This is a genomic window from Tardibacter chloracetimidivorans, from assembly GCF_001890385.1.
GTDB classification, from domain to species: Bacteria; Pseudomonadota; Alphaproteobacteria; order Sphingomonadales; family Sphingomonadaceae; genus Tardibacter; species Tardibacter chloracetimidivorans.
This window is the reverse complement of the sequence record NZ_CP018221.1, coordinates 3,121,919-3,136,659: the sequence shown is the minus strand read 5'-3', so window position 1 is coordinate 3,136,659 and position 14,741 is coordinate 3,121,919. Positions and strand designations below refer to the sequence as shown.

Annotated in this window: 13 protein-coding genes; 7 read left to right on the top strand and 6 right to left on the bottom strand. The window is 64.1% G+C overall.

Going from position 1 to position 14,741, the window contains the following annotated elements; genetic code table 11:
- The first annotated feature begins 49 nt into the window (after positions 1-49).
- Positions 50-907 (top strand): prolipoprotein diacylglyceryl transferase, encoded by an 858-nt coding sequence (gene lgt / locus BSL82_RS16285; protein ID WP_158010976.1) that lies wholly within the window; start codon positions 50-52, stop codon positions 905-907.
- Between the two features lie 280 nt (positions 908-1,187).
- Positions 1,188-2,609 carry a right-handed parallel beta-helix repeat-containing protein gene (locus BSL82_RS16280; protein WP_072598308.1) on the top strand — a complete coding sequence of 474 codons (1,422 nt, stop codon included), beginning with the start codon at positions 1,188-1,190 and terminating at the stop codon, positions 2,607-2,609.
- A gap of 59 nt (positions 2,610-2,668) precedes the next feature.
- Here BSL82_RS16280 and BSL82_RS16275 read toward each other — a convergent pair whose 3' ends face one another.
- Positions 2,669-3,304 (bottom strand): methyltransferase domain-containing protein, encoded by a 636-nt coding sequence (locus tag BSL82_RS16275; protein ID WP_072598307.1) that lies wholly within the window; start codon positions 3,302-3,304, stop codon positions 2,669-2,671.
- Between the two features lie 89 nt (positions 3,305-3,393).
- Between BSL82_RS16275 and BSL82_RS16270 the strand changes: the two genes are divergently transcribed.
- From BSL82_RS16270 to BSL82_RS16255, 4 genes are all read left to right on the top strand, one after another.
- Positions 3,394-4,473, top strand: a complete 1,080-nt coding sequence (locus BSL82_RS16270; protein ID WP_072598306.1) for a class I SAM-dependent methyltransferase — start codon at positions 3,394-3,396, stop codon at positions 4,471-4,473.
- The gene (pgeF, locus tag BSL82_RS16265; RefSeq protein ID WP_072598305.1) at positions 4,470-5,237 is read left to right on the top strand and encodes a peptidoglycan editing factor PgeF; all 768 of its coding nucleotides are present in this window, start codon (positions 4,470-4,472) and stop codon (positions 5,235-5,237) included. The genes BSL82_RS16270 and pgeF overlap by 4 nt, the downstream gene beginning before the upstream one ends.
- Before the next feature lie 61 nt (positions 5,238-5,298).
- Complete coding sequence (locus BSL82_RS16260) at positions 5,299-6,702, top strand: SLC13 family permease (RefSeq protein WP_072598304.1); 1,404 nt, start codon at positions 5,299-5,301, stop codon at positions 6,700-6,702.
- 52 nt (positions 6,703-6,754) lie between these two features.
- A complete protein-coding gene (locus BSL82_RS16255; protein ID WP_072598303.1) occupies positions 6,755-7,690 on the top strand; it encodes a ribose-phosphate pyrophosphokinase in 936 nt (311 codons plus the stop codon).
- A 32-nt stretch (positions 7,691-7,722) separates the two neighbouring features.
- Here BSL82_RS16255 and BSL82_RS16250 read toward each other — a convergent pair whose 3' ends face one another.
- Entirely contained in the window at positions 7,723-9,324 is a 1,602-nt protein-coding gene (locus tag BSL82_RS16250) for a tetratricopeptide repeat protein (RefSeq protein ID WP_072598302.1), read from the bottom strand.
- Positions 9,325-9,950: 626 nt separating this feature from the next.
- On the opposite strand from BSL82_RS16250, the gene BSL82_RS16245 reads away from it, so the two are divergent.
- Positions 9,951-11,756, top strand: coding sequence for an ABCB family ABC transporter ATP-binding protein/permease (locus tag BSL82_RS16245; RefSeq protein ID WP_072598301.1), 1,806 nt, complete (start codon positions 9,951-9,953; stop codon positions 11,754-11,756).
- Positions 11,757-11,777: 21 nt separating this feature from the next.
- Here BSL82_RS16245 and BSL82_RS16240 read toward each other — a convergent pair whose 3' ends face one another.
- From BSL82_RS16240 to BSL82_RS20795, 4 genes are all read right to left on the bottom strand, one after another.
- Positions 11,778-12,551 carry an ABC transporter ATP-binding protein gene (locus BSL82_RS16240; protein ID WP_072598300.1) on the bottom strand — a complete coding sequence of 258 codons (774 nt, stop codon included), beginning with the start codon at positions 12,549-12,551 and terminating at the stop codon, positions 11,778-11,780.
- Entirely contained in the window at positions 12,551-13,336 is a 786-nt protein-coding gene (locus BSL82_RS16235; RefSeq protein WP_072598299.1) for an MlaE family ABC transporter permease, read from the bottom strand. The genes BSL82_RS16240 and BSL82_RS16235 overlap by 1 nt, the downstream gene beginning before the upstream one ends.
- A gap of 23 nt (positions 13,337-13,359) precedes the next feature.
- Positions 13,360-14,403: an alanine racemase gene (gene alr / locus BSL82_RS16230; RefSeq protein ID WP_072598298.1), complete on the bottom strand. Its 1,044-nt coding sequence runs from the start codon at positions 14,401-14,403 to the stop codon at positions 13,360-13,362.
- A gap of 153 nt (positions 14,404-14,556) precedes the next feature.
- The gene (locus BSL82_RS20795; protein ID WP_193408588.1) at positions 14,557-14,730 is read right to left on the bottom strand and encodes a hypothetical protein; all 174 of its coding nucleotides are present in this window, start codon (positions 14,728-14,730) and stop codon (positions 14,557-14,559) included.
- Between the last annotated feature and the right edge of the window lie 11 nt (positions 14,731-14,741).

Sequence of the window (14,741 nt, the reverse complement as noted above, 5' to 3'; positions counted from 1 at the left end):
GCCATGCCCCTCCGCCTATGCTGGCGCAAACCGCGAGGGGGAACGGGAATTGATGTCCGGGTTGTTTGCTGACGTCGCCACTGCGATCGATTTCACATCGCTGGGCCTTTCTCCCATCGCTCTGGACCTCGGCTTCCTTCAACTCCGCTGGTACAGCCTTGCCTATATCGCGGGCATACTCGTCGGCTGGTGGTATCTGCTGCGCCTGCTGCAGGCGCCGGGCGCGCCCATGGCCCGCCGTCACGCGGACGATCTGGTCACCTGGGCGACGCTTGGCATCATCCTGGGCGGCCGACTGGCCTATGTGCTGTTCTACGACCCCGCCCGCTTCCTTCAGCACCCCGGCGACATCGTGAAGCTGTGGGAGGGCGGCATGTCCTTTCATGGTGGCGTCATCGGGGTGAGCCTCGCGATCATCCTGATGGCGCGGCGGCACAAGCTCGACTGGCTGCGCATCCACGACTATGTCGCCTGTGTGGTGCCGATCGGCCTCGGCCTCGGGCGGCTGGCCAATTTCGTCAACGGCGAGCTTTGGGGCCGCCCCACCGATGCAAGCTGGGGCGTCATATTTCCCGGCGCGCCGGGCGATCTTCCCCGGCATCCAAGCCAGCTTTACGAATTCGTTCTGGAAGGCGTCGTGCTTTTCGTAGTGCTATGGTTCCTGTTCTACAAGACCGATGCGCGTCGCAAGCCGGGGATGCTGGTCGGCACCTTCCTGCTCGGCTATGGACTGGCGCGCTTCTTCGTGGAGTTCTTCCGCGAGCCTGACATCCAGCTCGGCACGCTGTCATGGGGGCTCACAATGGGGCAGACGCTGACCCTGCCGATGATCGCGGGCGGCATCTATCTGATCGCCACCGCCGGTCGCCGGGCAAGCGGAAAGCGGGCGGGGCTGCGCGCGGGCTGACCGCCCGACCTGCCGACAATGGGCGATTTGGGCGCTTTTCGCCCATTTATCGCCTGCAGAAAGTATAGGCGAAGACCTATCCCTTTATTAAAATTAACCTTTTATTAGTTCCGGGCGACGGTTGCGGTCCCGGAACGTAGTAAACGGAATTTTAACCCACTTCGGTGAATCCTGTCAGAAATACGGCGGAGAACAACCTGGCCTGGTATGGAAATTACGGCTTCCAGACTATGACAAGAAGATTGGCGTCCGTTTTCTCTCTCTCAAAGGACCACCGACGATGAAGCTGTTGCACCTTCCGGTGCTCGCGGCGATATGTGTAGCCGCACCGGGCATCGCATCCGCGGTCACAATCTCCAGCGCCGCCCAGCTTGCCTCCGCCCTGAAGGCGGCAAAGGGGGGTGAAACCTTCGATCTTGCGCCGGGCAATTACGGCACGCTCCTGATCCAGTCGAGGCGGTTTTCGACACCGGTGACCTTCCGATCGATCGACCCCAGCAAACCGGCCGTGTTCAGCGGCCAATCGGTCGTCAGGGATTCATCGGGCGTGCGCTTCGATGCCGTGTCCTTTCATATGCCCAACCCCGGCTCGATCAAGGAAGCGGGCAAGGCGCTTGCCCTGTACGGATCGAGCAACATCAGCATGAGCAACGTCCGGGCCTATGGAAGCCTGGATGGCAACCCTCAGAACGACGGTCTGGGCATCTATATCCAGGGCAGTTCGGGCATCACCGTATCGGGGTCGAACTTCACCGAACTTCATCGCGGCATCGGCATCAGCAGGAGCACCGGCGTCGTCATAACCGGCAACATGATCCACAATGTCCGGTCCGACGGTGTCGTGCTTGCACAAAGTGAAAATGTGAAGATCAGCTCGAATATCATCCGGGATTTCATGCCAGTGAAAGGCGATCATCCCGATGGCATACAATTGTGGACGGCCGGCACGAACGCGCCGAGCAAAAACATCGAGATTTCAAGCAATCTCATCGTCGGAAAGCTTGGCGCCCAGATGCAGGGCATCTTCGTGACCGACCAGTCGGGCGGCAAGCTGCCGTATTCCGGCATCACGATCAAGAACAACACGGTTGTCGGGGCCGCCTGGCACGGGATTACCGTTCATCACACCAGTAACGCATCGGTGACCGGCAATACCGTCGTCACCATTCCGGGATCAAACAACACAAGCTGGATCATGATGCGATATGTTTCGGGCGTAATGAGCGGAAACACAGCAAAGAGCCTCCCCGTCTCGGACAGCCCGAATCTGAAACAGGCGAACAACAAGACCAACACGATCAGCAGCAGCCTTGCCGAGCAGGCGATAGAGGCATGGTACCAGGCCAATCTCGCGACCTTGCCGGACCCGGACACCATTGCGCAGTCACCGATCGGATCGAACGACCCGACCGTCAACAACGGTTTCAACACCCCGACGCCGACGCCTGACGATCCGGTGCTGTTGACCAATTCGGCTTACAAGATGGTGGCGATCGACGATCAGAGCGTGCAGCAGAATGACGCTTTCAGCCAGACCAGCCAGCAGCTGCAACAGACCACTACAGGCTCCAATACCGGAACCAACAACGTCCTGAGTGCAGTGCCTGAACCGGAAACCTGGGTTCAGCTGGTGGCCGGTTTCGGCATGGTGGGCTGGCTCATGCGCCGGTCACGCAGCGGGACGCGCGCGTCGGTCGGCTGAACGCCCTTTCCTTCGAGAGTGCAATTGCGGGGGGCGGCCCAAGGTCGCCCCTCGTTTTTTTATTCGCGGACGGCGATGAGCGACTTGGGCAGGCCCAGAAATCGCTCGTGAAAAATGACGGCGTCGCCGAACAGGGCCTTCATCTGTCCCTTGGTCAGCAGGTTCACCGACTGGATGTTGGTGACCGCCTCTTCCACTGAAGCCGCCTTTTTCCTGAAGCCGAAACCCCGCCGCTGGATCAGTGCGGCGCGCGCCTGTTCGGGTAACCAGTGGAACCCGACCGTCCTGAAATGCGGTTCAACCGGAAAGGCGAAATCCGGCGTCTGAAGATAATAGACCGGGGCCAGCCGCCGGACTTCGGCCGCCATCATCTTCATCTGTTCCCAACGGCCGACATGCTCGATCACGCTGTTGGAATGGACGATGTCGAAGCTGTTGTCGGCATATTCGGAAAGGTTGCAGGCATCACCCAGCCTCAATCGGAACGGCCCGTCATCTCCCGTCTCGCCCTCCATGTTCACGATGGTGACGGAGATCGGATAGGGTGACCACATATCCTGCAGCGCGACCCAATAATCCCTGGTCCCGCCGATATCGAGGATCCGGACCTCCTGCCTCGATTGCGCCGCGCGGTGGATGAGGCCCAGGAAGTGCTGGAATCGCTTTCGTCGAAATCGATTTCCGTTGACCTTCATCGGCCATCGCCTTGAATTTCGGAGTCCCGCCGGGCCGGTCTCCAAAGACCTGCTTTCCTATGCACCATCCATTATGCAAGGGAAAGGTCATGGACCTGCCATCCCGATCAGCCGCCGTGCGGCTGCGACAGCTTGCGCAAAGCGAAGGCGCGGTTCCAATCGCGACCTTCATGGCGATTGCGAACGCGCATTATTATGCGACTAGGATCCCTTTCGGCGGCGAGGGCGATTTCATCACCGCACCGGAGACGAGTCAGATGTTCGGCGAACTGATCGGCCTTTGGGCGGCCGATCTGTGGAACCGGAGCGGGCGGCCGAAGGCAGCGCTGGTGGAGCTTGGCCCCGGCCGGGGTACGTTGATGGCCGACGCCCGGCGTGCGGCGAGCCGCGTGCCCGGCATGGCGGCCCTGTCTGTCCATCTGGTCGAGACGAGCCCCGCCCTTCGCGTCGAACAGCGCCAGCGCATTCCCGACGCGATCTGGCATGACGACGTGTCGACCCTGCCGGACGACCATGCGCTGCTGGTGATCGCGAACGAGTTCTTCGATGCGCTGCCGGTCCGGCAGTTTGTCCGCACCCTAAAGGGCTGGCGCGAACGGGTGGTGACGCTGGACGATGACGGCCGGTTCGTCCCGACGAGTGGAAGACGGCCCGCCGATCCGCTGATCCCGCCCCGCCTCGTCCATAGCCATGAAGGCGCGATCGTGGAGGCGTCACCCGCGAGCGCCGCGATCATGGAGGCGCTGGCCCAGAGCATCGTCCGACAGGGCGGCGCCATGCTGGTCGTCGACTATGGCTATGAAGGTCCGGCCGTGGGCGACACGCTGCAGGCGGTGAAAGGCCACAGCTATGCCGATGTCTTTGCCGATATCGGGGAAGCCGATCTGACGGCCCATGTCGATTTCACCGCGCTCGCCGAAGTCGCCCGTCGCACGGGCGCGAGGACTTTTGGCCCGGTATCGCAGGCGGCGCTGCTCGCCGGTCTGGGCCTGTCGGCGCGAGCGGACGCCCTGAAACGCGCCAATCCGGACCGGGCGGACTCCATTGACGAAGACGTCAACCGGCTTACTTCTCCAGAGGAGATGGGCGTGCTTTTCAAGGCGCTGGCCGTGACGGCCCCGGATTGGGCGATTCCCGCCGCATTTCCGACAGGCGGAGTGGACGAATGACGGATGCTGTCGAGATTAATCGCGCCGAAGCGCTTGGCGGCGTGCCGCACGGCTTTCTGGGGCGGCGCGGCGGCGTTTCGGAAGGCATGCTCGCGGGGTTGAACGTCGGATTGGGCTCTGACGACGACCGGCAGGCGATCGCCGAGAACCGGCGGCGCGCGGTTGAGGCGGTTGCGCCGGGCGCAAGGCTTGTGACGCTTCATCAGGTGCATAGCGCCAAAGCGGTAACCGTCACATCGCCTTGGCCCGACGATGCGCGGCCGCAGGCCGATGCGGTGGTGACGGACAGGCCGGGCCTGCTGCTGGGCATATTGACGGCCGATTGCGCGCCCGTGCTGTTCGCCGACCCGGACGCGGGCGTGATCGGCGCGGCCCATGCGGGATGGAAGGGGGCGTTTGGCGGCGTGATCGCAGCGACGGTCGAGGCGATGGAAAGGCTGGGAGCGAAGCGGTCGCGCATTGCGGCTGCGATCGGGCCGTGCATCGCCCGCGCATCCTATGAGGTCGACCACGGCTTTCGCCGCCGCTTTGCCGATGCCGATCCGGAGAATGAGCGCTTTTTTGCAGACGGCCGTCCCGGCCATGCCTGGTTCGATCTGGAAGGCTTCAACGCCGCGGCGCTGGCGGCTGCCGGCATCGGCCGCGTTGAAGCGATGGGGCTCGACACCTATTCTGCGCCCGACCGCTTCTTCAGCTTCCGACGCGCGACGCATCGCGGGGAGGCGGATTACGGCAGGCAGTTGAGCGCCATCGCGCTGCCCTGACTGTCCCCGGCCTTCACAGCCGCCCCTCGCCCGGCTAGCCTGACCCGGCAAGGGGGATGGGATGCGGGAAAGACTTGGCTTCTGGGCCGGACTGGCGGGATTTTGCCTGCTGCTTCTGCTTCCGGCGCCAGACGGCATGGGGGCGGACGCATGGCGCGTCACTGCGCTCGCCTTTCTGATGGCCTGCTGGTGGATGACCGAGGCGCTGCCGCTCACCGCGACGGCGCTGCTGCCTTTCGCACTGCTGCCGCTGCTGGGCGTTTCCACCCCGTCCGATGTGGCGGCCAGCTATTATTCCCCCATCTTGTTCCTGGTGCTGGGGGGCGCGTTCATGGCGCTCGCGATCGGGCGGACAGGACTGCACCGGCGGCTTGCGCTCGCCATCGTAGGGCGCGCGCCCGCTTCGCCCCGGGCGCTCCTTCTTGCCTTCATGGTCGCAACCGCAATGCTGAGCATGATCGTCTCCAACACGGCGACCACGCTGATCATGATGCCGGTGGTGGTCGCCATATTGACGGCGACGGGCAGCCCGGAGGGTGAGCGGAACCCGCTGGCCATCGCGCTCACGCTCGGCGTCGCCTATGCCGCGACCATCGGCGGGCTGGGCACGCTGGTCGGCTCTCCCACCAATGCGATCGCCGCGGGGCTGGTGGACAAGCTGACCGGATTTCGCATCGACTTTCTGACCTGGGCCATGTTCGGACTGCCGATAGTGGTCATGGCAATCCCGCTGGCCTGGCTTCTCCTGATCCGCACCACGGGGCTGTCGGCCGGAAAACTGGACCCCAAAATGCTGTCCGATGCGATCGGAAGCCCGGGCCCCTGGTCAAGCGCTGAACGGCGGCTTGCACCGATCGTCGCGCTCGTGGTCTGCGCCTGGATCACCGCGCCGCTGCTGGGCGGCGCCCTTCCTCCCGGCCTTGCCGATGACGGGGTCATCGCGATTCTGGGCGCATTGCTGCTGTTCGTGGTCCCGGCAGGCGATGGTCGCCCGATATTGGTGTGGAAGGAAGCAAAGGCCGCGCCCTGGGACATTATAATGATGTTCGGCGGCGGACTGGCGCTGGCAGAGGCGATCACCCGCGCAGGGCTGGCCGTCTGGCTTGGCGAACGTCTGACGATGCTGAACGAGGTGCCGCTGGTCGTGATGGCGCTGGTGCTGACCGCTTTCATCATCCTGGTGACTGAGTTCGCCAGCAACGTCGCTTCGGCATCGGGCTTCATGCCGGTCGTGGCCGGGTTGATGATCGCGACGGGAGCCGACCCGCTGCTGCTTGCGATGCCGACGGCAATCGCCGCGAGCTGGGGCTTCATGCTGCCGGCGGGCACCGCCCCCAACGCCATCGCCTTTGCGACCGGGCGGCTGCACGTGACCGACATGCTGCGGGCGGGCCTCTGGCTTGATCTGGCGGGGACCGGCCTGATCGTGGCGACGGTCTTCATCATCAGGGCCATCGCTGCTTGAGAAGCGGCGCGCCCCGCTTTATGAGCCGCTCGACTCGGGGCGGGAACTGAAGATGAAAATTCTGGCAGGCAATTCCAATCGGCCGTTGGCGCAGGCGATCGCGGACTATCTCGACCTGCCCCTGACGGATGCGGCGGTGCGCAGGTTCGCCGACGAAGAGGTCTTTGTCGAAATCCACGAGAATGTTCGCGGCGAGGATGTGTTCGTGCTCCAGTCGACGGCCTATCCGGCCAATGACAATCTGATGGAGCTGCTTATCTGCATCGATGCGCTGAAACGCTCGTCGGCGCGGCGGATCACGGCTGTCCTCCCCTATTTCGGCTATGCAAGGCAGGACCGGAAGCCCGGGCCGCGCACTCCCATTTCGGCCAAGCTGGTCGCCAATCTCATCACCACGGCCGGCGCTGACCGCGTCCTTTCGATGGACCTGCATGCGGGCCAGATTCAGGGCTTCTTCGATATCCCGACCGACAATCTCTATGCCGCGCCGGTGATGTCCGCCGACATCCGCAGCCGGTTCAGCGCGAAGAACCTGATGGTCGTGTCTCCGGACGTGGGCGGCGTGGTGCGCGCAAGGGCGCTCGCCAAGCGGCTGGACAACGCGCCGCTCGCCATCGTCGACAAGCGCCGGGAACGGGCCGGTGAGTCCGAAGTGATGAACATCATCGGCGATGTCTCCGGCCGTTTCTGCATCCTCGTCGACGACATCGTCGATTCGGCCGGGACGCTCTGCAACGCGGCAGCGGCGCTGATGGAGGCGGGCGCTGAAGGCGTGGCCGCCTATGTGAGCCACGGCGTGCTTTCGGGCGGCGCAGTGGCGCGCGTCGAATCCTCTGCGTTGACCGAGCTGGTGATCACCGATTCCATCGGCGTGCCGCAAGCGGTGAAGGATGCGGCCAAGATCCGCCTTTTGACCATTGCCCCGCTGTTTGCCGAGGCGGTCAAGCGCATCGCGGACGAAACCTCAGTTTCCAGCCTGTTCGACTGAGCGGAAAACTCCGCCCCAAATGGCCGGTATCGTCAGAGCACCCCGGCCGCGTTCATCACCGCAACGCTGCGATCAGCATAAGACTTGGGCACGCCCATTCTGAAAAACACCTTGCGGGGATCGCTGGATGCGCCGGGGACGGCGCGAACGACGGCCCGCCAGTAGTTCCGGGCCATGTCCGACTGCATCTGCATCGCCGCAGCCACCGCCCTGAGCGCGGTAATGGAGATTTGCCCCTTGTCCTGCAGTTGCGCCATCTGGGCGGCGTTCGCCTTCGCGGCGGCCGCATCTCCCCGGACAAGCGCGTCGTAGAAGGGCGCCACATAGAACCATGCCGCCGGATCGGATTCCGTCTCAAGCGCGCGATTGACCAGATCGAGCCCCCTCTTGTCGCCTAGAAAGAACAGCACGGTTCCGGCGCGGCTGAGAATCTTGGGACAATGACGATTATTGGCATAGGCCCGTTCGGCATTGGCGCGCGCGCGCTGATAATCGCCATACCGAAGCTGAAGAAAGGCGAGGTCCATCAGCGCCATGCTGTCGTTCGGGTCCTGCTCGACCGCGCTGGCGGCGAGGCGGATTACCCCCCTGGGGCTATCGTCGCCGGCCGGGGCGTAGTGAAAATCCAGATTGTCCTGCTTCAGCCGTGCCAGCAACGTTCTGGCGCGGCTCATTTGGGGGCGCATGGCGATGGTTTGTTCCAGACACATGTGCAGGCGGCCGTATTCAGCCGCTGTCCTGTCCATGTCGAAAGCCAGGGTGCGTACCACGCAAGGGTAGCCCGGCGCTGGCATATCGGGGTAGCCATGCAGCGCCCGCTCCACCACGGGACCGCGCAGGCGGGTCAGACTGCTGGCGAGGCTCATCGACACCCACGCCAATTGATCCGGCCCTCGGGCCGCGGCACGGATCGGCACCTCATGCGTCCAGACGACAAGATCGTTATCGGCCTGAACCAGCTCGACCGCCAAGGACAGATCGTTGCCTTTGCCGTAAAGCCTGGAACGCAACCGATAATCCGGCGGTGCGTCCTCCGAAGAGCCGGGCTCGGGCGTCGCTGAACGAATACGAAGCCAGCCGGTCCGCCGCAGGGCGTCGGTCAACTGGAATGTGACGATTTCGGCCGTTCCGCTTTCGGCCTTGCCCGACGCAATAACCGGCCGGACCTCGACCAGCGGAAAATCGACGAAGGCCTCGGACGTCTGGCCGTCGAGATGCCAGGGCGCGAGCCAGCGCTTGCCCGTGCCCGTCAGCCAGAGCAGGGCGATGGCCGCGACGAACAGCAGCGTCAAAAACCAGACCAGCGTTCCGGACCCAAGCCGTCCTTGCGACCTGCCCGCCGGAGGAAACATTTGTGTGGAGCCGGCCCCGCGCCCGGTCTGCGTTTCAATAAAGTGGATTTCATAGCTGCCGGGCCGAAGCTCGAACCGCAGGCCGTTTACCGGCGCATTGTGGCCGTAATGACTGTCCAGCGCCTTGCGGAGCCGTCCGATCTGGACGCGCGGATAGCTGTCCTGCTGCGCGTCGAAATCTTCTCCCCGGCCGAGGCCATCGACTGCGACCGTATAGGATTTGATCAAGGAGCCACGGCCGGCCTCGGATTCTGCGACGATGAACCGGAGCAGCCGCCGCATTACCGGCGAACGGCTAAAGGCTGGCGACGCTTCAATCGCGGCCAGTTCCTGTTCTATCCTTGTTCTTAACCGCTCAGGAGCTGGCGGGTGGTCTCCCTGCTGCATTGGCAGGCCTCGTTATTATTGGCGCGACACCGTTTCTTGAACATTGGTTAACGTAAAGTAAAAATACTGCGGAAGTTCCTCTATCGTGCTGATTTTTCTATATCCGTATAACACGTAACGTCTTGTTACACCGTGTAGCTCCCGACACGATCCATCCTTTTCGCGAACCCTCATGTGAGCCGCAGCATCGGCCTATCACGCCTGGGGACCGATGGGGAAGTTACACGCGCCATTTGTGACCTGTCTATACTCCCGATGGCGGCCGCATCGCTCCATGCTGTGCATGCGAATGAAGTCATGGCCTGTGGGCGCGAGCGACTGACCCTGTGGCGCAAATGGTCCCTGCGCCTTTGGGACTCCCCTGTCGCAAGCGCCCGCCGGCCTTTCGTTCGCCGCCTTCCGGCCGGGATGCAGTTGCAACTCTGGTCCCCGCAGCCAGCCCGGCCGGAAGGACCGGAAAGGACGGATTTCGCAGCCGGACCGATTGCCTGGCGCTGCGACCGAACTATCTAATTGATAGCATGTCCGTAACCACCCCCGCTGCAACGGCGAGCGCGCATCCGCTGCGCCGCTTCCTTCCCTATCTCTGGCCCGAGGGACAGGGACGCCTGAAGGCGCGGGTGATCGCCGCGATCATGCTGGTGCTGCTTGCCAAGGCGACCGTGTTGGCCATGCCCTTTGCCTATAAGGGCGCGATCGACCGCATGGCCCCCGGCATGGAGCCGGGAGTGGCGATCGCGGTGGCGCTGATCCTCGCCTATGCCGCAGCGCGTTTCGGCGCGGTGCTGTTCGACAACCTGCGCAACGCCATATTCGAGCGCGTGGGTCAGGACGCGGCGCGACGCCTATCGGTGGACGTGTTTTCTCATATCCACCGGCTGTCGCTGCGCTTTCACCTGGAGCGTCACACGGGGGCGCTGACCAAGATCGTAGAGCGCGGCACCAAGAGCATCGACACCATGCTCTATTTCCTGCTGTTCAACATCGGGCCGACGGTGATCGAGCTTGTCGCCGTCTGCGTGATCTTTCTGGTGAAGTTCGGCTGGGGGCTGGTCGCCTTCACGCTTCTGGCGGTGGCGGTCTATATCGTCTTCACCCGTATCGTCACCGATTGGCGCGCCCGGGTGCGCCGGCAGATGGTGGACAGCGACACGCACGCCGTCTCCAAGGCGGTCGATTCGCTGCTGAACTACGAGACCGTCAAATATTTCAACGCCGAGGACCGCGAGACGCAGCGCTACGGCCGTGCGGTCGACGCCTATATGAACGCGGCGGTGCGAAACGAGACGTCGCTCGCGCTGCTGAACGTCGGCCAGTCGGCGATCACCAACATCATGATGGCCGCCGCAATGGGGTTCACCGTCTGGGGCTGGGCGCAGGGCCGCTTCACCGTTGGCGACGTGGTGCTGGTGAACGCGCTTCTCGCCCAGCTTTTCCGGCCGCTGGACATGCTGGGCATGGTCTATCGCGAGATCAAGCAGGGGCTGATCGACATGGAGGCGATGTTCGGTCTGATCGATACCCCCGCCGAGGTGGCCGATGCGCCGGACGCGCCCCCGCTGAAGGTGTCGGGGGGCCATGTGCGGTTCGAGAATGTCGTCTTTGCCTATGACCCCGCCCGGCCGATCCTGAAAGGCGTGGACCTGGACGTCGCCCCCGGCCGGAAGCTGGCCGTGGTGGGACATTCGGGCGCAGGCAAATCCACCCTGTCACGCCTGCTCTACCGCTTTTATGATGTAACATCCGGCCGGATCACCATTGACGGCCAGGACATTCGCGACGTGACGCAGCAATCGCTGCGCGGCGCGATCGGAATCGTCCCGCAGGACACGGTGCTGTTCAACGACAGCATCGGCTACAACATCGGCTATGGGCGCGACGGCGCGACCCGGGCCGAGGTGGAGGCGGCGGCGCGCGGCGCGGCCATCCACGCTTTCATCATGAGCCTGCCCCTTGGCTATGAAAGCGAGGTCGGCGAGCGCGGGCTGAAGCTGTCGGGCGGCGAAAAACAGCGGGTCGCCATCGCGCGGACGATATTGAAGAACCCGCCGATCCTGATTCTGGACGAAGCGACGAGCGCGCTGGACACGCGAACCGAGGCGGAAATCCAGTCGGCGCTTGCCGATGTCAGCCGCTCGCGCACCACCATCGTCATCGCGCACCGCCTCTCCACCGTGGTCGACGCCGATGAGATCGTGGTGCTGGACGCCGGGCGCGTGGCGGAACGGGGCACCCATGAGCAGCTTATGGCGCGCGCCGGAATCTATGCGGACATGTGGGCGCGCCAGCAGGCCGACCGCGAAAAGGAAGAGGAGGAAGCGGCCTGAACCGCCCCGGGGGTCAGGAGGCTAGATGGTCACCGATTTCGAACGGCCGCGGACGAAATCATCGACATAATCATTGCCGCTGGATTCAAGCTCGGATGTCGGCCCGGACCAGATGATCCGCCCGTCCTTGAGCATCGCCACGCGATGCGCGATGGTCCGCGCGCTCGCCATGTCATGGGTGATGGTGACGGCCGTGATCCCGAGATCGCGTACAAGGCTGACGATCAGGCTGTTGATCGAATGGGCGCGGATCGGGTCCAGCCCGGTCGTCGGCTCGTCGAAGAACAGGATTTCCGGATGGCCCGCGATGGCGCGGGCGAGCGCGACCCGCTTCTGCATGCCGCCCGAAAGTTCCGACGGGCGCAGGTCCAGCACCTCCGCACCAAGCCCGACCTTTTCGATATTTTCCAGCGCGATGCGCCGCATCTCCGCCGCATGGCCGCCACTGCCCTTGCTGAGCGCGAAGGTGACGTTGCGCCACACCGGCAGCGAATCGAACAGCGCGCCGCCCTGAAACAACATGCCGAACCTGCCGCGCACCCGCTGAAGCTCGCGCCCGCTCATGCGGGTCACGTCCTCGCCGTCCACCAATATGCGGCCTTCATCCACCTTCATCAGGCCCAGGATGCACTTCAGCATCACCGACTTGCCGGAGCCGGACCCGCCGATCACGACAAGCGATTCGCCCGGATCGACGCTGAGGTCGATTCCATCCAGCACGGTCTTGCGGCCAAAGCGCTTGACCACGCCCTGAAGCGCGATCTTTGGCCCGGAAAGGGTGTTGCCGTCGTTCATCAGCCGAACGCGATCACGGTGAGGATGAGGTTGGAAAGCAGGATCAGCACGAAAGCCGACACCACCGCGTTTGTCGTCGCGCGGCCGACACCCGCCGCGCCGCCATTGGAGGTGAAGCCGTTGTAGCAACCCATCAGGCCGATGGCGAAACCGAACACGCCCGCCTTCACAAGCGACATGACCAGATCGTCCATCTCCAGAAACTCGCGGGTGACGCTCAGATAGTTGGCGCTGTTGAAGCCGAGCTTGGCCGTCGCCAGCAGCCAGCCGCCGAAAATGCCGATCGAATTGGCGACAAGCACCAGCAGCGGCAGGGCGATGGTGCTGGCGAGGACGCGCGGTGCGACGAGGTAGCGATAGGGATCGGTCCTGAGCGTCACCATCGCGTCAAGCTGCTCGGTCACGCGCATCGTGCCAAGTTCCGCCGCCATTGCCGACGACACGCGCCCCGCAACCATCAACCCGGCGAGAACGGGCGCAAGCTCGCGCACCATGCCGATAACGACGATGGCGGGAACGGTCGATTCCGCGTTGAAGCGGGAGCCGCCGGTATAGATCTGCTGGGCCAGCGCAGCGCCGGTGAAGATCGCCGTCAGCCCCACCACGGGCAGCGAGAACCAGCCGATCTGGGCAAGCTGTTCGGCAAGGCGCGACGGATAATAGGGCGGAGTCAGCCCCCGCCCGATCGCGGTCGCCGCAAAGAGCGTCACGCGCCCCAACGCGGCAAAGGCGTTGATGATGAAGCGCCCGATCGTCGCGAAGAACTCGATTACGCTCTGCACCAGGGTTCGGACCTCGCCTCGCCAACCTATGACCAGACGCGGTGATAGCGGCGGCCAAGGCCGGTAAGCAACTCATATTGCGAGAGACCGGACTGGTGGCTGGCGCGGGGCAGATCGAAGTCGATGGTCACGTGATCGCCTTCGCGAAGATCGGGCGCGGCGGCAAGGTCGATAACCGTCAGGTCCATCGAGACGCGGCCGAGCACCGGAAGCGCCCTCTCTCCGGCGAGTGCGCGGCCCTGCCCGGAAAAGCCCCTGAGATAGCCGTCGGCGTATCCCAGGTTGAGCACGCCCACCCGCATCGACCGTTCGGCGGTGAAGGTGGCGTTATAGCCGACGCTGTCGCCGGCGCTGATTTCCCTCACCTGAAGAAGCTCCACCTCCGGCCGGGCGACCTGACGGATGCGCCCTTCCATATCGGGCACCTGAACGCCGCCATAGATGGAAAGGCCCGGCCGGGTGAGGTCGAACGCATAGTCCGCGCCGAGACAAATACCCGCCGAATTGGCGAGGCTATAGGCATTTGCGGGCACCGTCTGGCGAAGGGCCGAAAAGGCCTGGAGCTGGCGGCGGTTGAGCGCATGGGCGGGTTCATCCGCGCAGGCGAGATGGCTCATCAGCGTTTCGACCATCAGCCCGTCGAGCAGGCCGGAGGCAGCCTCTTGCGGGGAAAGGCCCAGCCGGTTCATCCCGGTGTCGACCATCACGTCGCAGGGGCCGCCGCCCGCCTCCTTCCACCGCACGACCTGTGCGGGGGTGTTGAGGATCGGCCGCGCCAGCCCCGCGCGGGCATGGGCCAGATCGCCGCCGCGAACGCCGTGCAGGACCGACAGCGTCGTGCCCTGCGGCATGCGGCCAAGCGCAAGCGCCTCCGCCCAGGTGGCGACGAAGAAGTCGCGGCAACCCGCCGCCGCCAGCCGCCTGCAAACTTCAATAGCGCCAAGGCCATAGCCGTCGGCCTTTATCGCGGCCCCGCAACGCGCTTGCCCGCTCTTGGCCGCCAGCCAGCGCCAGTTCGCAACCAGCGCATCGCCATCAAGCAGCAGGCGGGAGGGGACATCGGCTATCATAGCCAGCCGATTAGCGGCGAATGGCGGCCGACGCCAGCGGGGGAATGGCCCTGACCCGCATATCGCCTGAAGGTCTGGCGGCGTTCGTCGGCCCAAAGGAAAAGGGGCGGCTTTTGCGGCCGCCCCTTCCCCGGATCCTCTCCCTGCCCTGCCTCAGCAGAGGCGACCAAGCCGGTGGTAGAGATTGCTGTACTTGGTCGATTCAGGCTGATCCTCGATCTCTTTGAGATAGTGCATCACCGCCGTGCGGAGGAGCTGGAAGTCCTCGGTCGAAAACACCGCCCGGGCACGCGCCGGTTCGGGAGTGGCGGCTTCGTGCTGTGCCATGTCAGGTCTCC